The organism is Streptomyces sp. NPDC058579 (assembly GCF_042718575.1).
Lineage (GTDB): Bacteria > Actinomycetota > Actinomycetes > Streptomycetales > Streptomycetaceae > Streptomyces.
Genome location: NZ_JBHXPI010000012.1, coordinates 1 through 19,882 on the forward strand (window position 1 = coordinate 1; position 19,882 = coordinate 19,882).

At 71.9% G+C, this 19,882-nt stretch carries 14 protein-coding genes and 1 rRNA gene; 3 read left to right on the forward strand and 12 right to left on the reverse strand.

Annotation, left to right across the window (positions count from 1 at the left end; all coding sequences use genetic code 11):
* Together ACFWRO_RS16790 and ACFWRO_RS16795 are read right to left on the reverse strand one after the other, a co-directional pair.
* A 16S ribosomal RNA gene (locus tag ACFWRO_RS16790) occupies nucleotides 1-87 on the reverse strand; the annotation flags it as partial.
* 590 nt (nucleotides 88-677) lie between these two features.
* Nucleotides 678-1,685, reverse strand: coding sequence for a stage II sporulation protein M (locus ACFWRO_RS16795; RefSeq protein ID WP_384510524.1), 1,008 nt, complete (start codon nucleotides 1,683-1,685; stop codon nucleotides 678-680).
* A gap of 123 nt (nucleotides 1,686-1,808) precedes the next feature.
* Between ACFWRO_RS16795 and ACFWRO_RS16800 the strand changes: the two genes are divergently transcribed.
* Complete coding sequence (locus tag ACFWRO_RS16800) at nucleotides 1,809-2,795, forward strand: RDD family protein (protein WP_384510526.1); 987 nt, start codon at nucleotides 1,809-1,811, stop codon at nucleotides 2,793-2,795.
* Here the strand turns inward: ACFWRO_RS16800 and ACFWRO_RS16805 are convergent.
* Both ACFWRO_RS16805 and ahcY read right to left on the reverse strand, forming a co-directional pair.
* On the reverse strand, nucleotides 2,792-3,418 hold the full coding sequence (locus tag ACFWRO_RS16805; protein ID WP_384510529.1) for a hypothetical protein: 627 nt from the start codon (nucleotides 3,416-3,418) through the stop codon (nucleotides 2,792-2,794). The two genes, ACFWRO_RS16800 and ACFWRO_RS16805, sit on opposite strands and share 4 nt — an antisense overlap.
* A 161-nt stretch (nucleotides 3,419-3,579) precedes the next feature.
* Nucleotides 3,580-5,037, reverse strand: a complete 1,458-nt coding sequence (gene ahcY, locus ACFWRO_RS16810) for an adenosylhomocysteinase (protein ID WP_384510532.1) — start codon at nucleotides 5,035-5,037, stop codon at nucleotides 3,580-3,582.
* 373 nt (nucleotides 5,038-5,410) lie between these two features.
* Between ahcY and ACFWRO_RS16815 the strand changes: the two genes are divergently transcribed.
* A complete protein-coding gene (locus ACFWRO_RS16815; protein ID WP_384510534.1) occupies nucleotides 5,411-7,453 on the forward strand; it encodes a fructose-specific PTS transporter subunit EIIC in 2,043 nt (680 codons plus the stop codon).
* Nucleotides 7,454-7,688: 235 nt separating this feature from the next.
* Here the strand turns inward: ACFWRO_RS16815 and ACFWRO_RS16820 are convergent, their stop codons facing one another.
* The 6 genes from ACFWRO_RS16820 to ACFWRO_RS16845 all read right to left on the reverse strand — a co-directional run bounded on the left by ACFWRO_RS16820 (nucleotide 7,689) and on the right by ACFWRO_RS16845 (nucleotide 13,688).
* Complete coding sequence (locus tag ACFWRO_RS16820; protein ID WP_384510537.1) at nucleotides 7,689-8,654, reverse strand: cation diffusion facilitator family transporter; 966 nt, start codon at nucleotides 8,652-8,654, stop codon at nucleotides 7,689-7,691.
* Nucleotides 8,655-8,720: 66 nt separating this feature from the next.
* A complete protein-coding gene (gene manA, locus ACFWRO_RS16825; protein ID WP_384510540.1) occupies nucleotides 8,721-9,872 on the reverse strand; it encodes a mannose-6-phosphate isomerase, class I in 1,152 nt (383 codons plus the stop codon).
* A 93-nt stretch (nucleotides 9,873-9,965) separates the two neighbouring features.
* Nucleotides 9,966-11,156 carry an SIS domain-containing protein gene (locus ACFWRO_RS16830; protein ID WP_384510542.1) on the reverse strand — a complete coding sequence of 397 codons (1,191 nt, stop codon included), beginning with the start codon at nucleotides 11,154-11,156 and terminating at the stop codon, nucleotides 9,966-9,968.
* 229 nt (nucleotides 11,157-11,385) lie between these two features.
* Nucleotides 11,386-11,568: a Trm112 family protein gene (locus ACFWRO_RS16835; RefSeq protein ID WP_384510545.1), complete on the reverse strand. Its 183-nt coding sequence runs from the start codon at nucleotides 11,566-11,568 to the stop codon at nucleotides 11,386-11,388.
* A 105-nt stretch (nucleotides 11,569-11,673) separates the two neighbouring features.
* Nucleotides 11,674-13,041, reverse strand: a complete 1,368-nt coding sequence (locus tag ACFWRO_RS16840) for a phosphomannomutase/phosphoglucomutase (protein ID WP_384510549.1) — start codon at nucleotides 13,039-13,041, stop codon at nucleotides 11,674-11,676.
* A 215-nt stretch (nucleotides 13,042-13,256) separates the two neighbouring features.
* Nucleotides 13,257-13,688, reverse strand: a complete 432-nt coding sequence (locus ACFWRO_RS16845) for a DUF3499 domain-containing protein (RefSeq protein ID WP_384510551.1) — start codon at nucleotides 13,686-13,688, stop codon at nucleotides 13,257-13,259.
* Between the two features lie 439 nt (nucleotides 13,689-14,127).
* Between ACFWRO_RS16845 and ACFWRO_RS16850 the strand changes: the two genes are divergently transcribed.
* Entirely contained in the window at nucleotides 14,128-14,532 is a 405-nt protein-coding gene (locus ACFWRO_RS16850; RefSeq protein WP_384510894.1) for a metallopeptidase family protein, read from the forward strand.
* Between the two features lie 20 nt (nucleotides 14,533-14,552).
* Here ACFWRO_RS16850 and ACFWRO_RS16855 read toward each other — a convergent pair whose 3' ends face one another.
* Entirely contained in the window at nucleotides 14,553-16,070 is a 1,518-nt protein-coding gene (locus tag ACFWRO_RS16855) for a DUF5719 family protein (protein ID WP_384510554.1), read from the reverse strand.
* A complete protein-coding gene (locus ACFWRO_RS16860; protein ID WP_384510557.1) occupies nucleotides 16,067-19,723 on the reverse strand; it encodes a glycosyltransferase family 2 protein in 3,657 nt (1,218 codons plus the stop codon). Before ACFWRO_RS16860 ends, ACFWRO_RS16855 begins: the two co-directional genes overlap by 4 nt.
* Between the last annotated feature and the right edge of the window lie 159 nt (nucleotides 19,724-19,882).

The following is a 19,882-nucleotide window of genomic DNA, read 5'->3' on the forward strand; positions in this document are numbered from 1 at the left end:
CCACCCCGAAGGGCTTCATCGTTCGACTTGCATGTGTTAAGCACGCCGCCAGCGTTCGTCCTGAGCCAGGATCAAACTCTCCGTGAATGTTTACCGGTAATCCGGTTTACACACACGAGAGCGGAACGATCGGTCGGAATAGGACCGGTCGTTCACAGCGTCCTCGCTGTGTGCCACCCCAAGGGGTGGACTTTTTCAAAGGAACCTCGACCATCCGAAGATGGACGGGGTATCAACTAATCTGGCGTTGATTTTTGGCACGCTGTTGAGTTCTCAAGGAACGGACGCTTCCTTCGTACTCACCCTCTCGGGCTTTCCTCCGGGCTTTTCCCTTCGGTCTTTCGTGTTTCCAGCTTAGCAGATCCGATTTCCCGTTTCTGCCACCCGCTGGAGCGGGCTGCCGGGCTGTTCTTCGCTTTCGCGTTTCCCTTTCCGGCGATTCCGACTTTATCAGATTCATTCCGGCCGACCTAATCGGTGGCTTTCGTGATTCGAATAAGGAATCGGGGTGGCTCCGTGGAAATCGAATCCCGACCGGAGCGAGAGAGATACTACTTGGCCGCCACCGAACTTGTCCAGTTCGAGGCAACCGTTTGAATCTACCTCCCCACGCTCGCCGTGTCAACGGTTTTTGTGGGCGAAGAGGAGACTAGCAGGTCAGCGAGGCCGTGCGCACATCAGGCGGCGGTCGGCAGCTCGGCGCTGCGGTCGGCGTCGGCGAGGTCGCCGGTCTCGCCCGCGCGGGCCGCGCGACCGCCCAGGACGTAGACGTAGGCGAGGAATGCCAGCTCGGCGGTGACGCCGATGGTGATGCGTGCCCAGGTAGGGAGGCCCGACGGGGTCACGAAGCCTTCGATCAAACCCGAGATGAAGAGGACGACGGCGAGGCCGATGGCCATTCCGACGGCCGCGCGGCCCTGGGTGGCCAGCGCCGCCCTGCGGGTCCGCGGGCCGGGGTCGATGACCGTCCAGCCGAGCTTGAGGCCGGTGCCGGCGGCGACGAAGACGGCGGTCAGTTCGAGAAGGCCGTGCGGGAGGAGAAGGCCCAGCATGATGTCGAGGCGGCCGGCCGCGGACATGAGGCCGATGGCCACTCCGACGTTCAGCATGTTGAAGAAGAGGATCCAGATCACCGGGATGCCCAGGAACGCTCCCAGGACCAGGCACATGGCGGCGGCCTGGGCGTTGTTCGTCCAGACCTGGGCCGCGAAGGAGCCCGCCGGGTTGCTCGAGTAGTACGTCTCGTACTGGCCGCCCGGGCGGGTCATCTCGCGGAGCTCCGCCGGGGCGCCGATGGCGGACTGGACCTCGGGGTGCGTGCCGATCCACCAACCGATGATCGCCGCGAGGAGGAGGGAGAGGACGGCCGTCGGTATCCACCAGTGGCGTGAGCGGTAGACGGCGGCCGGGAAGCCCGCCGTCAGGAACGTGACCGCGTCGCGCCAGGAGGAGCGGCGGGTGCCGGTGACCGTGGCTCGGGCTCGGGCGACGAGCTGGGTGAGCCGGGCCGTGAGCATGGGGTCCGGGGCGCTGGACTGGATCAGGGAGAGATGGGTGGCCGTCCGCTGGTACAGGGCCACGAGTTCGTCGGCCTCGGCACCGGTGAGCTTGCCGCCGCGGCGCAGGAGGCGGTCGAGGCGGTCCCACTCGGCGCGGTGGGCGGTGACGAAGACGTCAAGGTCCATGATCGGCTGCTGCTCCAGGCACTGGGTGGTGCGTACGGGTCCCTACTACTGCGGCGCGCTGCGGGTCAGCTTGGCAGACTGTCGTATCCACGGGTCGGGCTAGGTCGGAAGAGGGTGGGCGCCTTGAGCGGGGTGGTTACGGGGGACGCCGTCGTATTGGGGCTGCAGCCGGCGCGGCTGCCCAGCCGGGCTCTGGCGCTCTTCCTTGATCTGGTGGTCGTCTGGGCGGCCTATCTGCTCGTCACGGTCGGGCTCACGATGGCCACGGCTTCCCTCGACGAAGCCGCGCAGATGGCGGTGAAAATCGCCTGCTTCATCCTCGTGCTGGTGGGAGCGCCCATCGCGGTGGAGACGCTGTCGCACGGGCGGTCGCTGGGGAAGCTGGCCTGCGGGTTGCGGGTGGTGCGGGACGACGGCGGGCCGATCCGGTTCCGGCACGCGCTGGTGCGGGGTGCGATGGCGGTCGTGGAGATCCTGATGACGTTCGGGGTCGTCGCCTGTATCGCCTCGCTGGTGTCCGCCCGGGGGCGGCGGCTCGGTGATGTCTTCGCGGGAACCCTCGTCGTGCGGGAGCGGGTGCCTGCGGCGCGGAGCGCGTTCGTACCGCCTCCCCCGCCGTGGCTCGTGGGGCGCTTCACCGAGCTGGATCTCTCCAGCGTGCCGGACGGGCTCTGGCGGGAGATACGGCAGTACCTGACGCGGATGCGGCAGCTGGATCCTGCGGTGGGGCAGCGGATCGCCGAGCGGCTGGCGGACGAGCTGGTCGCGCGGACGGGGACTCCGCCGCCCGCCGGTGTGCCCGCGGCCGCCTATCTGGCCGGTGTCGTCGGCGAGCGGCAGGCCCGCGACGCCCGGCGGGCGTTCTCCCCTGTGCGGATGGAGGCGGGGGTTCCGGGGGTGTCACCCGTGTCAGGGGTGGGAGGCGTTCGATCCGAGCCGGCTGGTGGCGGTCCGGGCGGGGCTGTTCCCTCCGGCGGGGCTGTTCCCTCCGGCGGGGCTGTTCCCTCCGGCGGGGGTGTTCCCTCCGGCGGGGGTGTTCCGCCGGCTCAGGCTCCCGCTCCGGCTGCCGCTGAGGCGCCGCGTTCCACCGGGTTCGCGCCGCCGGCCTAGGTCGCGGTGTCGGGGAAGACGGACGGCGGGGTGTCGAGGGATTCCAGTTCGATGCCGGGGGCTGACAGGACCACGTCTCCGGTGACGTGAACCGTGTGCTGTTCGCCCGTGTCCAGGGCGTTGACCTGGTACTCGTCCACGATCAGACGGCCGTTGTCAGTGGCGTGCGCTTCACTGTTCAGCAGGGCCCAGGACTGGTCGATCGTGAGGGGGGCGAGCACGGGATCCGTGAAGGCGACGAGCCGGATGCGGGTCGCGGGGGAAGCGGGGGTGAGACGCAGCAGTCGAGTGATCGCGACGAGGAACGCCGGGGACGTGCCGGTGAAGGCGTGGGCGCGCACATTGCCTTCGGTGGCGTGGGTTCCGGTGGGGTCCGTACGGACCCAGGTGACGCCGTCGAGGGCGGCGCCGCGGACCTGCCAGCTCGCGGCGTGGAGTTCGAGTCGGATGGGGCGGCCGAGTTCGTCGATGGCCAGGTCGACGGAGCCGGCGTGGTCGCCGGAGGGGGTGGTGGTCTGGGAGACGTAGCGCCAGCCGGAGGGGCCGGGCGCGCAGTTGAAGTGTTCTTCGCCGAGGGGGGTGTGATCGTGCGGGTCATGGAGCGAATAACGGCCGCGGGGCATGGATCCGAATCCTCGGGGAGCTTCGTGGGGCGGTAGGGCCCGGGTGCGGGCCCGTCGGACGAGGCAGGCCCCCGGCACGGGGGTGCGGGGGCCTGCCTGATTCCTCTACGGGTGCGGGTGACGGGCGTGCGTCAGTGCACTGGCGCACGCCCGTGCCGGCATCAGTAGCGGTAGTGGTCCGGCTTGTACGGGCCCTCGACGTCGACGCCGATGTAGGCGGCCTGCTCGGGGCGGAGGGTCGTGAGCCGCACGCCGAGCGAGGCGAGGTGCAGGCGGGCGACCTTCTCGTCCAGGTGCTTCGGGAGGACGTAGACGTCGGTCGGGTACTCCTGCGGCTTGGTGAAGAGCTCGATCTGGGCCAGGGTCTGGTCCGCGAAGGAGTTCGACATCACGAAGGAGGGGTGGCCGGTCGCGTTGCCCAGGTTCAGCAGGCGGCCCTCGGAGAGGACGATGACGACCTTGCCGTCGGGGTAGGTCCAGGTGTGGACCTGCGGCTTGACCTCGTCCTTGACGATGCCGGGGGTCGCGGCCAGGCCGGCCATGTCGATCTCGTTGTCGAAGTGACCGATGTTTCCGACGATGGCCTGGTGCTTCATCTTGGCGATGTCGGACGCCATGATGATGTCCTTGTTGCCCGTGGTGGTGATGAAGATGTCGGCCGTCTCGACGACGTCGTCCAGGGTCGCGACCTGGTAGCCGTCCATCGCCGCCTGGAGCGCGCAGATCGGGTCGATCTCGGTGATGATGACGCGGGCGCCCTGGCCTCGCAGGGACTCGGCGCAGCCCTTGCCGACGTCGCCGTAGCCGCAGACGACGGCGGTCTTGCCGCCGATGAGGACGTCGGTGGCGCGGTTGATGCCGTCGATGAGCGAGTGGCGGCAGCCGTACTTGTTGTCGAACTTCGACTTCGTCACGGCGTCGTTCACGTTGATCGCCGGGAAGAGGAGGGAGCCGGCCTGCTGCATCTCGTACAGGCGGTGGACGCCGGTCGTGGTCTCCTCGGTGACACCGCGGACCTCGGACGCGAGCTGGGTCCACTTCTGCGGGCTCTCGCCGAGGGTGCGGTTGAGGACGCGGAGGATGTAGCCGTACTCCTCGCTGTCCGCGGTCGACGGGTCCGGGGCGGAGCCGGCCTTCTCGAACTCGACGCCCTTGTGGACGAGGAGGGTGGCGTCACCACCGTCGTCGAGGATCATGTTCGGGCCGCCGGTGGGCGTGTTCGGCCAGGTCAGGGCCTGCTCCGTGCACCACCAGTACTCCTCCAGGGTCTCGCCCTTCCAGGCGAAGACCGGGACGCCGGCGGGGGCGTCGGGGGTGCCGGTGGGGCCGACGGCGATGGCCGCGGCGGCGTGGTCCTGGGTGGAGAAGATGTTGCAGGACGCCCAGCGGACCTCGGCGCCGAGGGCGACCAGGGTCTCGATCAGGACGGCGGTCTGCACGGTCATGTGCAGGGAGCCGGTGATCCGGGCGCCGGCGAGCGGCTGCTGCTCGGCGTACTCGCGGCGGATCGACATCAGGCCGGGCATCTCGTGCTCGGCGAGGGTGATCTCCTTGCGGCCGAAGGTGGCCAGGGACAGGTCGGCGACCTTGAAGTCCTGCTGGGTGGCGGCAGTCGTCATGACTGGGCTGCTCCTCACGATCGGGTTCGATCGGGTTCGAGGGTCGGTCGGGGCATGCCTGACACCGCGACATGAGGTGGCGCGGGCATACGAATGCCCGGGTACTCACGCGGTGCAGTCGTCGGAGGCCCTCTCTCCCTCGGCCGGTCCCCGAAGGGGCCGCCCGACCGCCATCAGCAGCGACGTCTGGCTGGTCACGAATCTACACCGATCGCCTCGACGATCCACAGCCCGCCCAGGGCGGGGATTCGGCCGGATCCGGCCTCGACATAGGGCCCTGTGGCCCGGTCATCCGGGGCCTTACGCACTTTTGACAGCGTTGCCATCTGAGGCACGATGCTGGGGAACCACCAGCGAGTACGAGGAGAAGCCCGTGACCAGTCCAGCGAGTGAGGGGCGGAAGGTGAGGCTGCTCGCGGTCACGGCCTGTCCGACCGGTATCGCCCACACGTATATGGCGGCGGAGAAGCTGGCGCAGGCCGCGCAGGCGCTCGGCGTCGAGATCAAGGTGGAGACCCAGGGATCCATCGGGGCCGAGAATGTGCTCAGTGACAACGATGTCAAGCAGGCGGACGGCATCATCATCGCCGCCGACAAGGACGTGGACCGCAGTCGTTTCGCGGGGAAGCGGGTGCTGACCGTCGGAGTGGCCGAGGGCATCCACCATCCGGAGCGGCTGATCGAGCAGGTGCGGAGTGCGCCCGTGCAGGGAGCGGGCGGGGGTGACGGCGCCGACGGAGCCGGTAGGTCCGAGGGCGGTGCCGGGGGTGGGAAGGAGCGGAGTGTCGCGTACAAGGCGCTGATGAACGGTGTCTCGTACATGATTCCGTTCGTCGTGGTCGGCGGGCTGCTGATCGCGATCTCGCTCGCGATCGGCGGGCACGCGACCCCCGACGGTCTCGTCATCCCGAAGGACTCCTTCTGGATGGACGTCAACAACATCGGTGTCATCGGCTTCAAGCTGATGGTGCCGATCCTGTCCGGCTACATCGCCTACGCGATCGGCGACCGGCCCGCGCTCGTGCCGGGCATGATCGGCGGCTGGATCGCCGCCGACGGTTCGCTGTACCACTCCGAGGCGGGCGCGGGCTTCATCGGGGCGATCGTGACCGGCTTCCTCGCCGGGTATCTGGTGCTGTGGATCAAGAAGGTCCGGGTGCCGAAGTTCGTCCAGCCCATCATGCCGATCATCGTGATCCCGATCGTGGCGACCACGGCCTTGGGGCTCTTCTTCATCTACGTGATCGGGCAGCCGATCTCCTGGGTCTTCGAGCATCTGACGAGCTGGCTCGGCGGGATGACGGGGACGAGCGCCATTCTGTTGGGCGCGATTCTCGGCCTGATGATCGCGTTCGACATGGGCGGGCCGGTCAACAAGACGGCGTTCCTCTTCGGCGCGGGGCTCATCGCCACGGGCAACATGAGCGTCATGGGCATGTGCGCCGCGGCGATCCCCGTGATGCCGCTCGGTCAGGGCCTGGCGACGCTGATGCGCCGCAAGCTGTACTCGGAGCAGGAGCGGGAGACCGGGATGGCCTCGCTCTTCATGGGCATGTTCGGCATCTCGGAGGGTGCGATCCCGTTCGCGGCGGCGCGGCCGGCGCAGGTGATCCCGGCGAACATGCTCGGTGGCGCGGTCGCCGGTGCGATCGCGGGCATGGCCGGCGTGACGGACGCGGTGCCGCACGGCGGACCGATCGTGGCCGTCCTCGGCGCGGTGGGCGGTGTGCCGATGTTCTTCCTCGCCGTGGCGGTCGGCACGGTCGTCACCGCGCTCACCACGAACGCGCTGATCGACATTCGGGAGCGGCGGAACCGGGGTGGTGCGGGGGCGCTGGTGCCTGCTGTTGCCGTTGCTGGGGTTCCTGGGCTTGGGGTTGTTGCTGAGCCTGCGTCTGCGCCTGCGCTTGTCGGTGCGGGTGTGGGTGGGTCCGGTGGTGCTGCACCGGGACCCCGCGAAGCCGTGCTCTCCGGGTATCTGACGGGTGCCACCGTGAACGTACGGCTGGACGCCGGCGACAAGGACTCCGCCATCCGTGAGATGGCCGCGATGCTCGCCACCACCGGGAAGGTCGCGGACCTCGACGGGCTCGTGCGGGCGGCGTTCGCGCGGGAGGCCCAGGGCACGACCGGGCTCGGTGAGGAGATCGCCATCCCGCACGCCAAGACCGATGCCGTGACGGCACCGATCGTCGGCTTCGCACGGTCGGCCGAGGGTGTGGAGTGGGGCTCCCTGGACGGGACGAAGGCGCGGCTGATCTTCATGATCACGGTGCCGGAGGCGGCGGCGGGGGACGAGCATCTGCGGATCCTGGCGATGTTGTCGCGGAAGCTTATGGATCCGGGGTTCCGGGAGCGGTTGCTCTCGGCGGTCGATGAGGTGGCGGTACTGCGGGTGCTGGGGGAGGTCGAGTAGCTCCCTGGCGCGCTTGCGCGCCAAGCGACAAGGGCCCGGGGTCATGGTGACCTCGGGCCCTTGTGGTGCGGGGCTTGAAGCGGCGCCGCTCTTGTGGGTTGTGCCCACCCGTTCCGCCCTGCGGAACGATTGCCCACAACGGTGGGCGTCTGCGGAGCGATCTCCTCAACGGTGGGCGTCAGCGGGCGATCTGCCACCAACGGTGGGCGTCAGGCCGTCGGGCCGTCAGCGGGCGTCAGTGCGTGTTGCCGCCCGGGGTCTTCGCCGGGTTTTCGCCTGCGGCTGCTGCCGCTTCGCTGTAGACGTCCGGTTCCAGGTAGATGACTCGGGCGATCGGGACAGCCGTGCGGATGCGCTCTTCGGCCGCGTTGATGGCGTTGGCCACCTGGGTGGCCGTCTCGTCGTGGCGTACGGCCACCTTGGCGGCGACCAGGAGCTCCTCCGGGCCGAGGTGGAGCGTGCGCATGTGGATGAGGCGGGTGACGGTCTCGCCGTCGACGACAGCCTCCTCGATCTTCTTCACCTGGTCGACGCCGGCCGCCTCGCCGAGCAGCAGCGACTTGGTCTCCGCCGCGAGGACGATCGCGATGACGATGAGCAGGATGCCGATGCAGAGGGTGCCGATGCCGTCCCAGATGCCGTCACCGGTCAGGAGCGCGATGCCGACGCCGCCGAGGGCGAGGAAGAGGCCGACGAGCGCGCCGAGGTCCTCCAGGAGGACGACGGGGAGTTCGGGGGCCTTCGCGCGGCGGACGAACTCCGTCCAGGACTGGCCACCGCGGATCGCGTTCGACTCCTGGATGGCCGTGCGGAAGGAGAAGGTCTCGGCGATGATCGCGAAGACGAGAACGCCGATCGGCCAGTACCAGTCCTCGATCGGGTGCGGGTGCTTGATCTTCTCGTAGCCCTCGTAGATGGCGAACATGCCACCGACGGAGAAGAGGACGATCGAGACGAGGAAGGCGTAGATGTACCGCTCGCGGCCGTAGCCGAAGGGGTGTTGCGGGGTCGCCTCGCGCTTGGCCTTCTTGCCGCCGAGCAGCAGCAGGCCCTGGTTGCCGGAGTCGGCCATCGAGTGGACGCTCTCGGCCAGCATCGAGGACGAACCGCTGAAGAGGAACGCCACGAACTTGGCTACCGCGATCGCGAGGTTCGCGGCGAGCGCCGCCACGATCGCCTTGGTTCCGCCTGACGCGCTCATGGGTGTACGTGTTCCCTTCGTCGGTACTCCGGCACTGCTGCCGCCGTTCGGCCGGTCATTGTTGCATCAGGCGACGACGGTGGCGCGGAAGACCGTTCCCGTACCGGACAGTTCGGTCGATTCCCCTGCGGGTACGAAGACGGACTCGCCGGGGGCCAGGGTCACTTCGCCCGCTTTCGGGCGGCCCGCGACCGCCAGCAGGATCTGCGGAGTGGTGGCGGTGACGTCGGTGGGGGCCGCACCCTCGGCCCGTACGAAGCGGGAGAGGCGGAATTCGTCGATGGGGGTGTCGTAGACCTCCTCGCCCGACGGGGACGCCTCGGGGCGCAGGACGCCCGGGTCGGTCGGCTCGAAGCGGACGATCTTGAGCAGCTCCGGGACGTCGACGTGCTTCGGGGTGAGGCCGCAGCGGAGCACGTTGTCGGAGTTGGCCATGATCTCGACGCCGAGGCCGTCGAGGTAGGCGTGCGGGACGCCGGCGCCGAGGTGGAGGGCTTCGCCGGGCTGGAGTTGGACGAAGTTGAGCAGCATGGCGGCGATGACGCCGGGGTCGCTCGGGTAGTGGTGGGCGAGCGCGGCGTACGGGGCGTGGGCGCCGCCCAGGCGTTCGGCGGCGGCCGCGGCCTCGGTGACGGTGTGCGCCATCTCCGCCGGGTCGGCGGTCAGCAGGGCCGTCAGGACCTCGCGCAGCGCGGCCTCTTCGGGGTGGGCGTGCAGGAGGTCGACGTACGGCTTGAGGGAGTCGACGCCGAGCGCGGAGAGCGCGTCGGCGGCCTCGACCGGGTCGCGGAAACCGCACAGGCCGTTGAACGGCGTGAGGGCGCAGAGCAGTTCGGGCTTGTGGTTGGCGTCCTTGTAGTTGCGGTGGGGCGCGTCGATCGGGACGCCGGCCGCCTCCTCGGCGGCGAATCCGGCCTTCGCCTGGGCGAGGTCGGGGTGGACCTGGAGGGAGAGCGGGGCGCCGGCGGCGAGCAGCTTGAGGAGGAACGGCAGGCGCGGGCCGAACTTCTCGACGGCCGGCGCGCCCAGTTCGCGTACGGGATCGGCGTCGATGACCTCGTTGAGCGGTCCGCGCTCCGTGCGGGAGGGGGCGCCGGGGTGGGCGCCCATCCACATCTCGGCCTGGGGTTCGCCGGTGGGCGGGGTTCCCAGGAGTTCCGGGATGGCCGTGGTGGAGCCCCAGGCGTAGGGGCGGACGGTGTTGACGAGGCGGTCCATGAGCCTTCCAGCTTTCCTTGGTGCGGTGGTGCGATCGTGCTGATGGAAGTGGGATGGGGCGTCTGGGACGTGGCGGCTGTGTGACGGGGTGGTTTACGTCGGGGGTGGCGGGGGTGCGATGCCCGCCGAGGCCAGGGAGAGGTAGATGGCGGCGAAGTCGGTGACGGCGACGAGTTCGGCCAGGGTCTCCAGGAGTTCGCCCGCCTCGCCCGGGGTCTCTTCCGAAGCCAGCGGCTCCAGTTCGCTGATGGCCGTGCCGTGGCTGAGGGCCAGTTCGCGGGCCGCGGGTGCGGCGGTCAGGCCGCCCGCGTCGGTCGGGCGGTCGCGCAGCAGCACGACCCGTGCGCGCAGGGCCTGCTGCTCGTCGACGCGGTCACGGAAGAAGTCGTCGGGGTCGGCGCCGGCCGCGTAGTCGCCCGCGAGCAGCACGCCGTGGGCGGGCAGGGCCTCGGGGAGTTCGGCGGCGAGCGCGGGCAGGCCGGCCAGTTCGGCGAGGACCGCGGCGAAGCGGCGGCCCACGGGGCCTGCGGCGTCGCCCTCGGTCCAGATCAGCGGGAGGGAGTCGGCGAGTTCGGCGGCGAGCGTCTTGGCCGGGTTGCTGTACGTGGCGATGGCCGGGCCGCAGCGCTCGGCCGTACGGTCCAGGCGGTCGGCGACCTTCTCCAGCGTCTCGGACGGGGCCTCGACCAGGCCGACGCGGTCGAGCAGCGCGAGGAGCGGGGTGAACAGGGCCCACAGGGCGCCGGGGCCCGCGGCGAGGGTCTCCTCGTACTCGTGGGGGCTCTCGTGCGGGGCCATCGCCATCGGTACGAGCAGTCCGCGGGGCGCGCTGACGGTCTCGGCGAGCGGGGAGGTCTTCGGGGCGACGGCGACGACGGTGATGCCGCGCCGGTACGCCTGCTCGGCGAGGAGCGCGAGGCCGGGCTCGGAGCCGTCGATGGTCGGGATGAGGAGGAGGTCCACGGAGCCCGCCCAGCCGGGCAGGCCCCAGCGCAGGGCGCCGGGGGCGGGGGCGACGCCGGTGGGCTGGAGGCGGATCACCGGGGCGGCGGCGCCTGCGAGGGCGCCGACCAGGTCCGCGACGCCGGCGGCGGCGGTGCCGGGGCCGGCGACGAGGACGGCGCGGGGGCGGCCCTCGGGGCTGAGCTCGGCGATTCCGGCTTCGGTGGCGTGCCGGGCCGCGGTCCGCACCCGTGCGCCGGCCTCGGCGGCGCCGCGGAGGAGGCTGCGGCGGTCTGCGAGGGCGAGGGCGTCCGGGGCGTCGAGGAGGGTCTCGTCGAGCATGTGGCCTCCGGGTACGGGCGGGGCGGGTGCGGGCTCGTGGGCTCGTGCGGGCCGTGCGGGTGCGGGCCGTGCGGGCTGGGGTGCGCCCGGCCTTCGGCCGGGCTTGGTTCTTCCCACCCGCACCACCCGTACAACTGGGAAGACAGAGGTGCGGGTCTTCCCGTGGGTGGTGACTCGCCGTCGGCGGCGAACCGTCCGTAGGACCTGTCCGCCGTCGGCGGCCGGCCCTCTACTGCGGGCGGCGGGCCTCGTCCACCAGGAGGACCGGGATGCCGTCGCGGACCGGGTAGGCGAGGGCGCAGTCGGGGCTGGTGCAGATCAGTTCGGGGGCGTCGGCCGCCGTGCGGTCGTTCAGCGGCGCGTGGCACGCCGGGCAGGCCAGGATCTCCAGGAGGCCAGCTTCGAGCGGCATGGGTTTTCCCTTCGAGCAAACGAATGGTGGTGCTGCCCTTTGGGCCAGGTCAGCCTACCGCCGGGGGACGCCGCCCGCCCCCGTCCCCCGGCCGGGACGGCCCGGTCAGGCCGTCGCGCGGACGAGCTCCAGGACCTCGTCGCGGATCTTGGCCATCGTCGCCTCGTCGCGGGCCTCGACGTTCAGGCGGAGGAGGGGCTCGGTGTTCGAGGGGCGGAGGTTGAACCACCAGTCCGCCGCCGCCACGGTCAGGCCGTCCAGCTCGTCGAGGGTGATGCCGTCCCGGTCCGCGTACGCCGCCCTGACGGCCGCCGCGCGGGCCGCCTGGTCGGCGACCGTGGAGTTGATCTCGCCCGAGCCCGCGTAGCGGTCGTACGAGGAGACCAGCTCCGACAGCGGGCCCTCCTGGCCCCCGAGGGCGGCCAGGACGTGGAGCGCCGCGAGCATGCCCGTATCGGCGTTCCAGAAGTCCTTGAAGTAGTAGTGCGCGGAGTGCTCGCCGCCGAAGATCGCGCCCGTCTTCGCCATCTCCTCCTTGATGAAGGAGTGGCCGACGCGGGTGCGGACCGGCACGCCGCCGTTCTCGCGCACGACCTCGGGGACCGACCAGGAGGTGATCAGGTTGTGGATGACCGTGCCGCCGGGGGTCTTCGCCAGCTCGCGGGCGGCGACGAGCGCCGTGATCGCGGACGGGGAGACCGCCTCGCCGCGCTCGTCGACGACGAAGCAGCGGTCGGCGTCGCCGTCGAAGGCGAGGCCCAGGTCGGCGCCCTCGGCGCGGACGCGGGCCTGGAGGTCGACGATGTTGGCCGGGTCGAGCGGGTTGGCCTCGTGGTTCGGGAACGTGCCGTCGAGCTCGAAGTACATCGGTACGAGGGTCAGTGGAAGGCCCTCGAAGACGGTGGGGACGGTGTGGCCGCCCATGCCGTTGCCGGCGTCCACGACGACCTTCAGGGGGCGGATCTCGGCGAGGTCGACCAGTGCCGTCAGGTGGGCGGCGTACTCCTTCAGCGTGTCCCGCTCGGTGATCGTGCCGGTCGTGGCGGCCGCCTCCGGGGCGCCCTCCCGCGACCACCGCTCCACCAGGGCGCGGATCTCGGAGAGGCCGGTGTCCTGGCCCACGGGGGCGGCGCCGGCGCGGCACATCTTGATGCCGTTGTACTGGGCCGGGTTGTGGGAGGCGGTGAACATCGCGCCCGGCAGGTTCAGGCTGCCGGAGGCGAAGTAGAGCTGGTCCGTCGAGCAGAGCCCGATCAGGGTGACGTCGGCGCCGAACCGGGCCGCGCCACGGGCGAAGGCGCCCGACAGGCCCGGCGAGGAGGGCCGCATGTCATGGCCGATCACGATCGCGTCCGCGGCCGTCACCTGGACGAACGCGGCGCCGAACAGCTCCGCGAGCGTCTCGTCCCACTGATCCGGCACCACCCCGCGGACGTCGTACGCCTTCACGATCTGCGACAGATCAGCAGCCACGGAACAACCCTCCTGAATACGCCTGCGTCGGCACGCGTGTGCGGCGCGTGTACGGAGGCCCAACCTACCGGGGGCCGTGCGCGGGAGGGCAGAGCGCCTTGTCGGCGGGGCCGGAATTGGCGGCGTGGACAGAAGCGGCGTGGATCAGAAGCGGCGTAGTCAGAAGCGGCGTAGTCAGAAACTGGCGTAGCCAGAACTGGCCGCGTAGCCGGGAATCAGTTGTCCGGGGAGCGCAGGACGCGCAGGTGGCCTCGGCGGCCGACCTCCATGGGGTCCCCGCCGCGACCGCCGCCGCCCTTGCCGCCGGCCTCCGCCGCGCGTTCCTGGGGGCGGGCCGCCTCCCGTACCGCGTTGGCGAGGGCTTCGAGGTCGTCGCCGCTGGGGCGCGCGGGGGCGGAGGGATCGGCTAGTCGGACCACCTCCCAGCCGCGCGGCGCGGTGAGGCGCTCGCTGTGCTCGGCGCACAGGTCGTAGCAGTGGGGCTCGGCGTAGGTGGCGAGCGGGCCGAGGACCGCAGTCGAGTCGGCATAGACGTACGTCAGTGTCGCGACGGCAGGGCGGCCGCACGCGGTGCGCGAACAGCGACGTACAGGGCTCACGACGTTGGACGGTACCGCACTCTTGAGCGGGCCGCGACGACTCTCCACCAGGTCACTCGCCCGTGTCGCGCTGTGACCTCTGACACGGGCCCTCTTCGGGCGACCGTCCTGACCTGCGCGTAAGGAGGGGAACGGGGGTGGGGACGGCGGTCGATCCGGACATCGTCCGACAGGAATCCGGTCAAGGACGGCCAGATGGCCGATCGCTTGAACCTATGGAATCGAGCCCGCGCTTGGCTGGAATGTTCAACTATCGACAGGAGGGGTGGGGCGACCCCCAGGTGGCACGTGTGCGCCACGGTCGTGTGACACCGAGGAGAGTTACGCTGCGTCAGTGATGGACAGTCCTGTGCCGCCGCGCCCCTCGTCCCGTCCGGCCGAGTCCCGTACGGGCGATTCCCCGGTGAACGAGCCCCGCTCGGGCGAACCCCTCCCGGGTGAGTCCCGCGCGGGCGAGTCCGGCTCCGCCGAGGCGCGCCCGGCTCCGGTGGAGCCCCGGACGCGCCGTCGTGACCGTCATGGCCGCGGGATGCGGGGGCCGGTCGCCCCGCCGCAGGTGCCGTTGTCCGCGAGCCGCGCGGACGGCTTCCGCGATCTCGTCCTGGACTCCGTGGAGCGCCTTGAGCGGCGCTGGCCGCAGCTGGCGGACGTCGAGTTCCTGGTGCTCGACGTGCCGCCCTCCGCGCCCGGCGAGGCGGTGCCGCTGGGCGGCTCCGTCCCGGCGGCGAAGGACGACCCGGCCCGCGTGATCGTCTATCGCCGGCCCGTCGAGATCCGTTCCAAGAGCCGCGACGAACGGGCGCTGCTCGTCCACGAGGTCGTGGTGGAGCAGGTGGCGGAGCTGCTCGGGCTCTCCCCCGAGTCCGTCGATCCTCGGTACGGGCAGGACTGAGACGGCTTTCTTCAGCCGCCTCAGTCGTCCAGGACCCCCAGGTCCTGCTTCGCCGTGGGGACCTCGACCGTGCCCCGGTCGTCCACCAGGCTCTGGACCGTGAACATCGGGATCCCGTCCTCCGGGACGGCCAGCAGGCGCGAGGCGTGGACCGGTCCGCCGGAGACCCGCTCGACGGTCAGGGCGTAGGAGCCCTTGAGGCCGGCCGGGACCAGGTCGGTGACCTTCGCCGTCGTGCCCGCCTTGACCGTGACGGTCTTGGAGACCGGTGTGCCGCCGCCCGTACCGGCCGAGGCGGTGATCTTGACCTGGGCCGCCTCGCCGGGCGCGGCCAGCGAGAGCGTCGAGCCCGCCGCGCGGTTGTCGGCGACGGTCGCGCGGGCGCCGATCGCGGCCGTGGCCGGGATGAACGCGACCTCCTGCTTGTCGCCCTTGCCCCGCGTGACCCGCAGCGCCGCCACGAACGGGGTCGACTTCTTCGGGTCGGACGGGGTGAGCAGCAGGGAGCCGGTCTCGCCGCGGGTGAGGTCCGGGAGGTCGACGGAGGCGGTCATCCCCGACTTCACGTGCAGGGACTGCGCGCTCGCCGGGACGATCGTGCCCGTCTCGCCGACCAGCTGGATCTTCAGCTCGGCGTCGTTCTCGCCGGGCGCGTACGCCACCAGGCGCACCGAGGTCGCGTCGGCGGGGATGCCGGGCAGGACGGCGGTGCCGGCCGGGTCGGCGGAGGCGGGGAGCCAGTCGCTGCCGAGCTTGTCGTCGGCGGCGCCGACGACCGCGCCGACGCGGCCGCTGCGGGTCGTGACGTGCACGGTCAGGTCGGCCGTGGGGGCCTGGCCGGTGAGCGTGGAGAGCAGGACGGGGACGCTGGAGTGGGCCGGGACGGGGATGCCCTCGGTCAGCTGCGACTTCAGCTCGCCCTCGGGGCCGTACAGCTGGATGTCGGCGACGGCGGCGCTGTCGTCGGGGTTGGTGAGGTGGACGTAGTCCTGGCGCTCCTTGGCCGTGGAGGCGGCCGGGAACCAGAAGTCCGTGTCGGGCGCGCCGCAGGCGACGCCGAGCAGGCCGCGTGCGCCGCCCGCCGTGACGACGGTGGTCTGCTGGACGGTCCAGCCGGGGGCGAGGCCGCCGGTGGCCGCGCCCGTCAGGGCGGGGGCGGTGGGCCCGTTCGCCTCGGCGGCGACGGGCTTGCCGGGCTGGCTGACGGTGGCCGGGGCCTTGGCGGCGCCGGGCTTCTTCGCCGTGGTGCCGCCGGGGGTGGCGGCGGACGCGGCGGCCTTGAGCTCGGCCTTGGCGGCGGGAGCGGCGGAGCCGGTGGCCGACGAGCCCGCTGCCGGGGTGTACGAGACGTAGTCCGTCTCGGCCACCTCGGAGCTGCTGGGCGCCGGGCACAGCAGGCTGGAGCGCTCCACGGGCAGCGTGGTCGGCGCCTTGGCCTCGGGGGCGGCGGAGCCGTCGGGGGCGGTCAGGGCGGCGAAGCCGGTGACGGCGGCGAGGGCGGTGGCGACCGCGATCAGGGAGAGGGTGGTGCGCTTCACTGGTTGCTGCTCCCGTCGGGACGCTGCTCGGTCTCGTACCCGTACGCGTACGGGTCGTAGGCCTGCTGCTGGTCGTAGCCCTGCTGCGGGTACTGCTCGTACTGCTGCTGGTCCTGCTGCTGCTGTTGCTGTTGCTGCGGGTCGTAGCCCTGCTGGGCGTACGGGTCGTACTGCTGCTGCTGGTACGGATCGGTGCCGTACTCGGCGTACTGCTGGGGCTGCTGGTAGTACCCCTGCTGCGCGTACTGCTCCTGCTGCTGCCAGTCGGCGGCCGCGTACGGCTGCTCCTGGGGTGCGGGGACGGGCTCGGGCTGAGCTTCGTAGCCCTCTCCCTGGTCCTCGTGCTGGTCCTGCTCCTGCTCCTGCTCCTGGGCGGCTTCCGCCTCCGCCGCCGCGCGGAGGCGACGGGCCCGGCGGCCGTCGCCCTCCATCGCCTGGGCGGGGATGACGACCTCCTCCTCGGGCAGGTCGTCGTCGATCTCGCGGCGCCGCCCGGGCAGGGCGAGCACGAGCAGGACGACGGCGAGGCCGACCTGGGTCCAGATCCACAGGGTGTGCGTGAACGGCTGGTCGTACGTGACGTCGAGCCGGCCGCCGTCGGCGGGCAGCTGGAAGCCCTGGGCCCAGCCGTCGACGGTGGTCTTCTCCAGCGCCTTGCCGTCGAGGGTGGCGGTCCAGCCCTCGTCGGCGCGGTCGGCGATGCGCAGGACGCGGCCGGCCGGTCCTGCGGGGACCTCCGTGTGTACCTCGACGGGTCCGGCCGCGACGGCGACCGGCTCGGCCGCCTGCTCGGCCGTCTGCTCGGCCGTCTTCGCCTCGCCGCTCTTCGGCGCGGGGACGATCATCGCGCGGGCGACCTCGCGGTCGACGCGCCAGAGCGCGCTGCCGTCGAGCTGGCTCAGCCTGCTGAGGCCGGGGGTGGCGTCGAGGACGCGGCCCATCTGGCGCGGCGCCCCGTCCCGTACGAGGACGTAGCGGATCGCGAAGCCGCTGAGCTCTTCGGTCTGGTCGGCGCCGGAGCCCGCCACCAGGTGCGCGACGACCTTGTCCAGGCGGGTGTCGCCGCCGCCCGTCGCGGCCAGTTCGGCGTCTCCGAGGCGGCCGCCGGAGCCGCGGACCAGGGTGTACGAGACCTCACCGGGCGAGCTGCCGCCGAGGACGAGGGTGCGGGGCTGGTCGCGGGTGTCGCTCTCCTCGGCGACGAACGCCGGGACCTGGACGGGGTCGCGCCGGGTCAGCGGGCCGTCGGCGCCGCCGATCATCCAGCCGCCGGCGGCCACGACCGGGCCGAGCGCGGCGGCGAGCGCGATGAGCGCGGCGACCGGCTGGCGCCAGCCGAAGCCGTGCGCGGCGACGCGGGTACGGCCGTACTCGGCGCCGATCATGCCGGCGACGAGCAGCGCCGTGCCGTAGACGAGGGTGGCGGGGCCTGCCCAGCCGGTGCCGCCCGCGCCGTTGGAGAGCGCGGCGAAGAGGAGGCCGACGAGGGCCGCGGCCCAGGCGGCGAGGACGGCGAACCGGCGCTCCTCGCGCAACAGTCCGGCCAGGGCGGCGAGGACGATGCCGATGAGGAGGAGGCCGCCGGTGGTGCCCGGGCCGCCGGGGCTGATCCCGAGCAGGTCGAGGGCGGAGGCCGTGCCCGTACGGATGTCGAGGCCGGCCTCGCGCAGGAAGGCGGAGGGGCTGGTCAGGAGGGAGAGCGACCAGGGGGCGAGAACGAGGATCGGGGTGCCGACGGTGGCGAGGAAGCGCAGGCCGTAGGCGGCGATGTCGTCGCGGCGCAGGACGAGCACGGCGATGCCGAGGACGACGGCGATCGGCCAGACGATCGGCGTGAACGCCGTCGTGAACGTCAGCAGGAAGGTGTACGCCCAGGTGGCGCGCCAGCTGCCGCGGCCCCCCTGGCCACCGAAGCCGTGGGCGGCGACGGCGGCGCGGGCGATGAGCGGGAGCAGGATCGCGAGGACGGCGGTGCCGAGGCGGCCGGCGGCGAGGGCGCCGGTGGCGGCGGGCAGGAAGGCGTACGCGATGGCGCCCCAGGCGCGCAGCAGCGCGGACTCGACGATCGGGCGGGCGGCGAAGTAGGCGGTGAAGCCGGCCAGCGGGACCGAGCAGACGAGCAGCACGGTGAGCGCGAAGGAGGTGGAGCCGAGGAAGAGCGTGGAGAGTCCGGCGAGCACGGCGAGGTACGGCGGCGCGGTCTGGGTGCCGCCGGTGCCGAGGGCGTGCCAGCTGTCGGCGTACCGCCCCCAGAGCTCGGAGACCGTGTCGGGGGCGGGCAGCAGGGCGCCGCCGGCGAGGGAGCCGCCGCCGAACAGGCCACGGCAGGCGACGACGGAGATGACGAGGAGGAGGGCGAAGAGGACGGGCCCGGGCCTGCGGGCGATCTTCTTCAGCCGGGCGAACTGCTCGATCTCGAGGAACTCGGCGTCGTCGCCGCCGGGGCCGGTCTCGACGGCGCCGTGGCGCGAGCCGCCGGAATCGGCGTCGGAGCCGCCGAAGTTCGCGACGACCTGTTCGGCGGCGGCGCGGATCGTGGCGCCGGGCGGCGGGAAGAGCGGGCGGAGTTCGCTCGCGGCGACGGCCGGATTCTTGCGGCGCTTGCGCGCGGCGAGGATCTTCTCGGGGCGCAGCAGGGTGGCGAAGAGGCCCATGACCTCGTCGACGGCCTGGCCGGGGACCTTGCCGACGAGGTAGGCGAGGGTGCGCAGGAGCGTGCCGACGACCAGCCGGAGCAGGACGTACGGCAGGGTCGCGCCGCGGCTGTTGGCGAGCAGGGTGTAGACGGCGCCGGCCTTGTCGACGCGGTGCGGGTTGGCGACCGAGCGGCCGGCGCAGTCGACGGTGCGGCGTTCGCGGGCGGAGGCCTCGGCGTGCCGCAGGACGGCGTCGGGGGCGACGAGGACGCTGTGTCCTGCGGCGTGGGCGCGCCAGCACAGGTCGACGTCGTCGCGCATGAGGGGCAGGCGGCGGTCGAAGCCGCCGAGCTCCTCGAAGACGTCGCGGCGGATGAGCATGCCGGCGCTGGAGACGGAGAGGACGGAGCGGACCTGGTCGTGCTGGCCCTGGTCCTGCTCGCGGCGGTCGAGGCCGGTCCAGCGGCGGCCGCTGCGGGCGATGGAGACGCCGGCTTCGAGCAGCTGCCTGCGGTCGTACCAGCCGCGAAGCTTGGGGCCGACGACGGCGGCGTACGCGTCCGCGTCGGCGACGCGCAGGAGTTCGGCGAGGGCGTCCGGCTCGGGGGCGCAGTCGTCGTGGAGCAGCCAGAGCCACTGCACGGGCTCGCCGTGCGGGAGTTCGGGCAGGTCGTAGGCCTCGTCGCTCCAGGTCCTGGTGACCGGGTCCCAGCCGCTGGGGCGCTTCAGGTACGTGAGTTCCTCGGGGCCGAGCACGGGCGCGGTGCGGGCGGCCTCCTCGACGGCGGCACCGAAGCCCGTACGGCGGGCCAGGTGCAGCACCCGGTCGGCGCCGATCGACTCGGCGAGCAGCCGCGCGGAGTCGTCGGCGCTGCCGGTGTCGGCGGCGACGACGTTCTGCACGGGGCGTTCCTGCGCGAGCAGCCCGGCGAGGGCGTCCGGCAGCCAGCGGGCGCCGTCGTGGGCGACGAGCACGGCGGTGACGACGTGTCGTGGGAACTCAGGAGTTGAGGACATCGAGGTACGGGCCCTCCGGCCGGGGGGGGTCGCCCGCGAGGGGCGTGGGTGCGTCTCGGACGGGGCCCCACACTAACGGCTGGCAAGAAAAGGGTCCGCCCCCTGTGGACAGAGCACAGGGGGCGGACCGTTCGATGTGTACGGGTGTGGGTGGTTCGG

Excerpts from the sequence above, each read along its gene's own strand:
- manA (WP_384510540.1), bottom strand. The coding sequence starts at position 9,872 with ATGGACCGCCTCGTCAACACCGTCCGCCCCTACGCCTGGGGCTCCACC.
- ahcY (WP_384510532.1), bottom strand. The coding sequence starts at position 5,037 with ATGACGACTGCCGCCACCCAGCAGGACTTCAAGGTCGCCGACCTGTCC.
- ACFWRO_RS16805 (WP_384510529.1), bottom strand. The coding sequence starts at position 3,418 with ATGCCCCGCGGCCGTTATTCGCTCCATGACCCGCACGATCACACCCCC.
- ACFWRO_RS16860 (WP_384510557.1), bottom strand. The coding sequence starts at position 19,723 with ATGTCCTCAACTCCTGAGTTCCCACGACACGTCGTCACCGCCGTGCTC.
- ACFWRO_RS16795 (WP_384510524.1), bottom strand. The coding sequence starts at position 1,685 with ATGGACCTTGACGTCTTCGTCACCGCCCACCGCGCCGAGTGGGACCGC.
- ACFWRO_RS16820 (WP_384510537.1), bottom strand. The coding sequence starts at position 8,654 with ATGAGCGCGTCAGGCGGAACCAAGGCGATCGTGGCGGCGCTCGCCGCG.
- ACFWRO_RS16835 (WP_384510545.1), bottom strand. The coding sequence starts at position 11,568 with ATGCCGCTCGAAGCTGGCCTCCTGGAGATCCTGGCCTGCCCGGCGTGC.
- ACFWRO_RS16830 (WP_384510542.1), bottom strand. The coding sequence starts at position 11,156 with ATGCTCGACGAGACCCTCCTCGACGCCCCGGACGCCCTCGCCCTCGCA.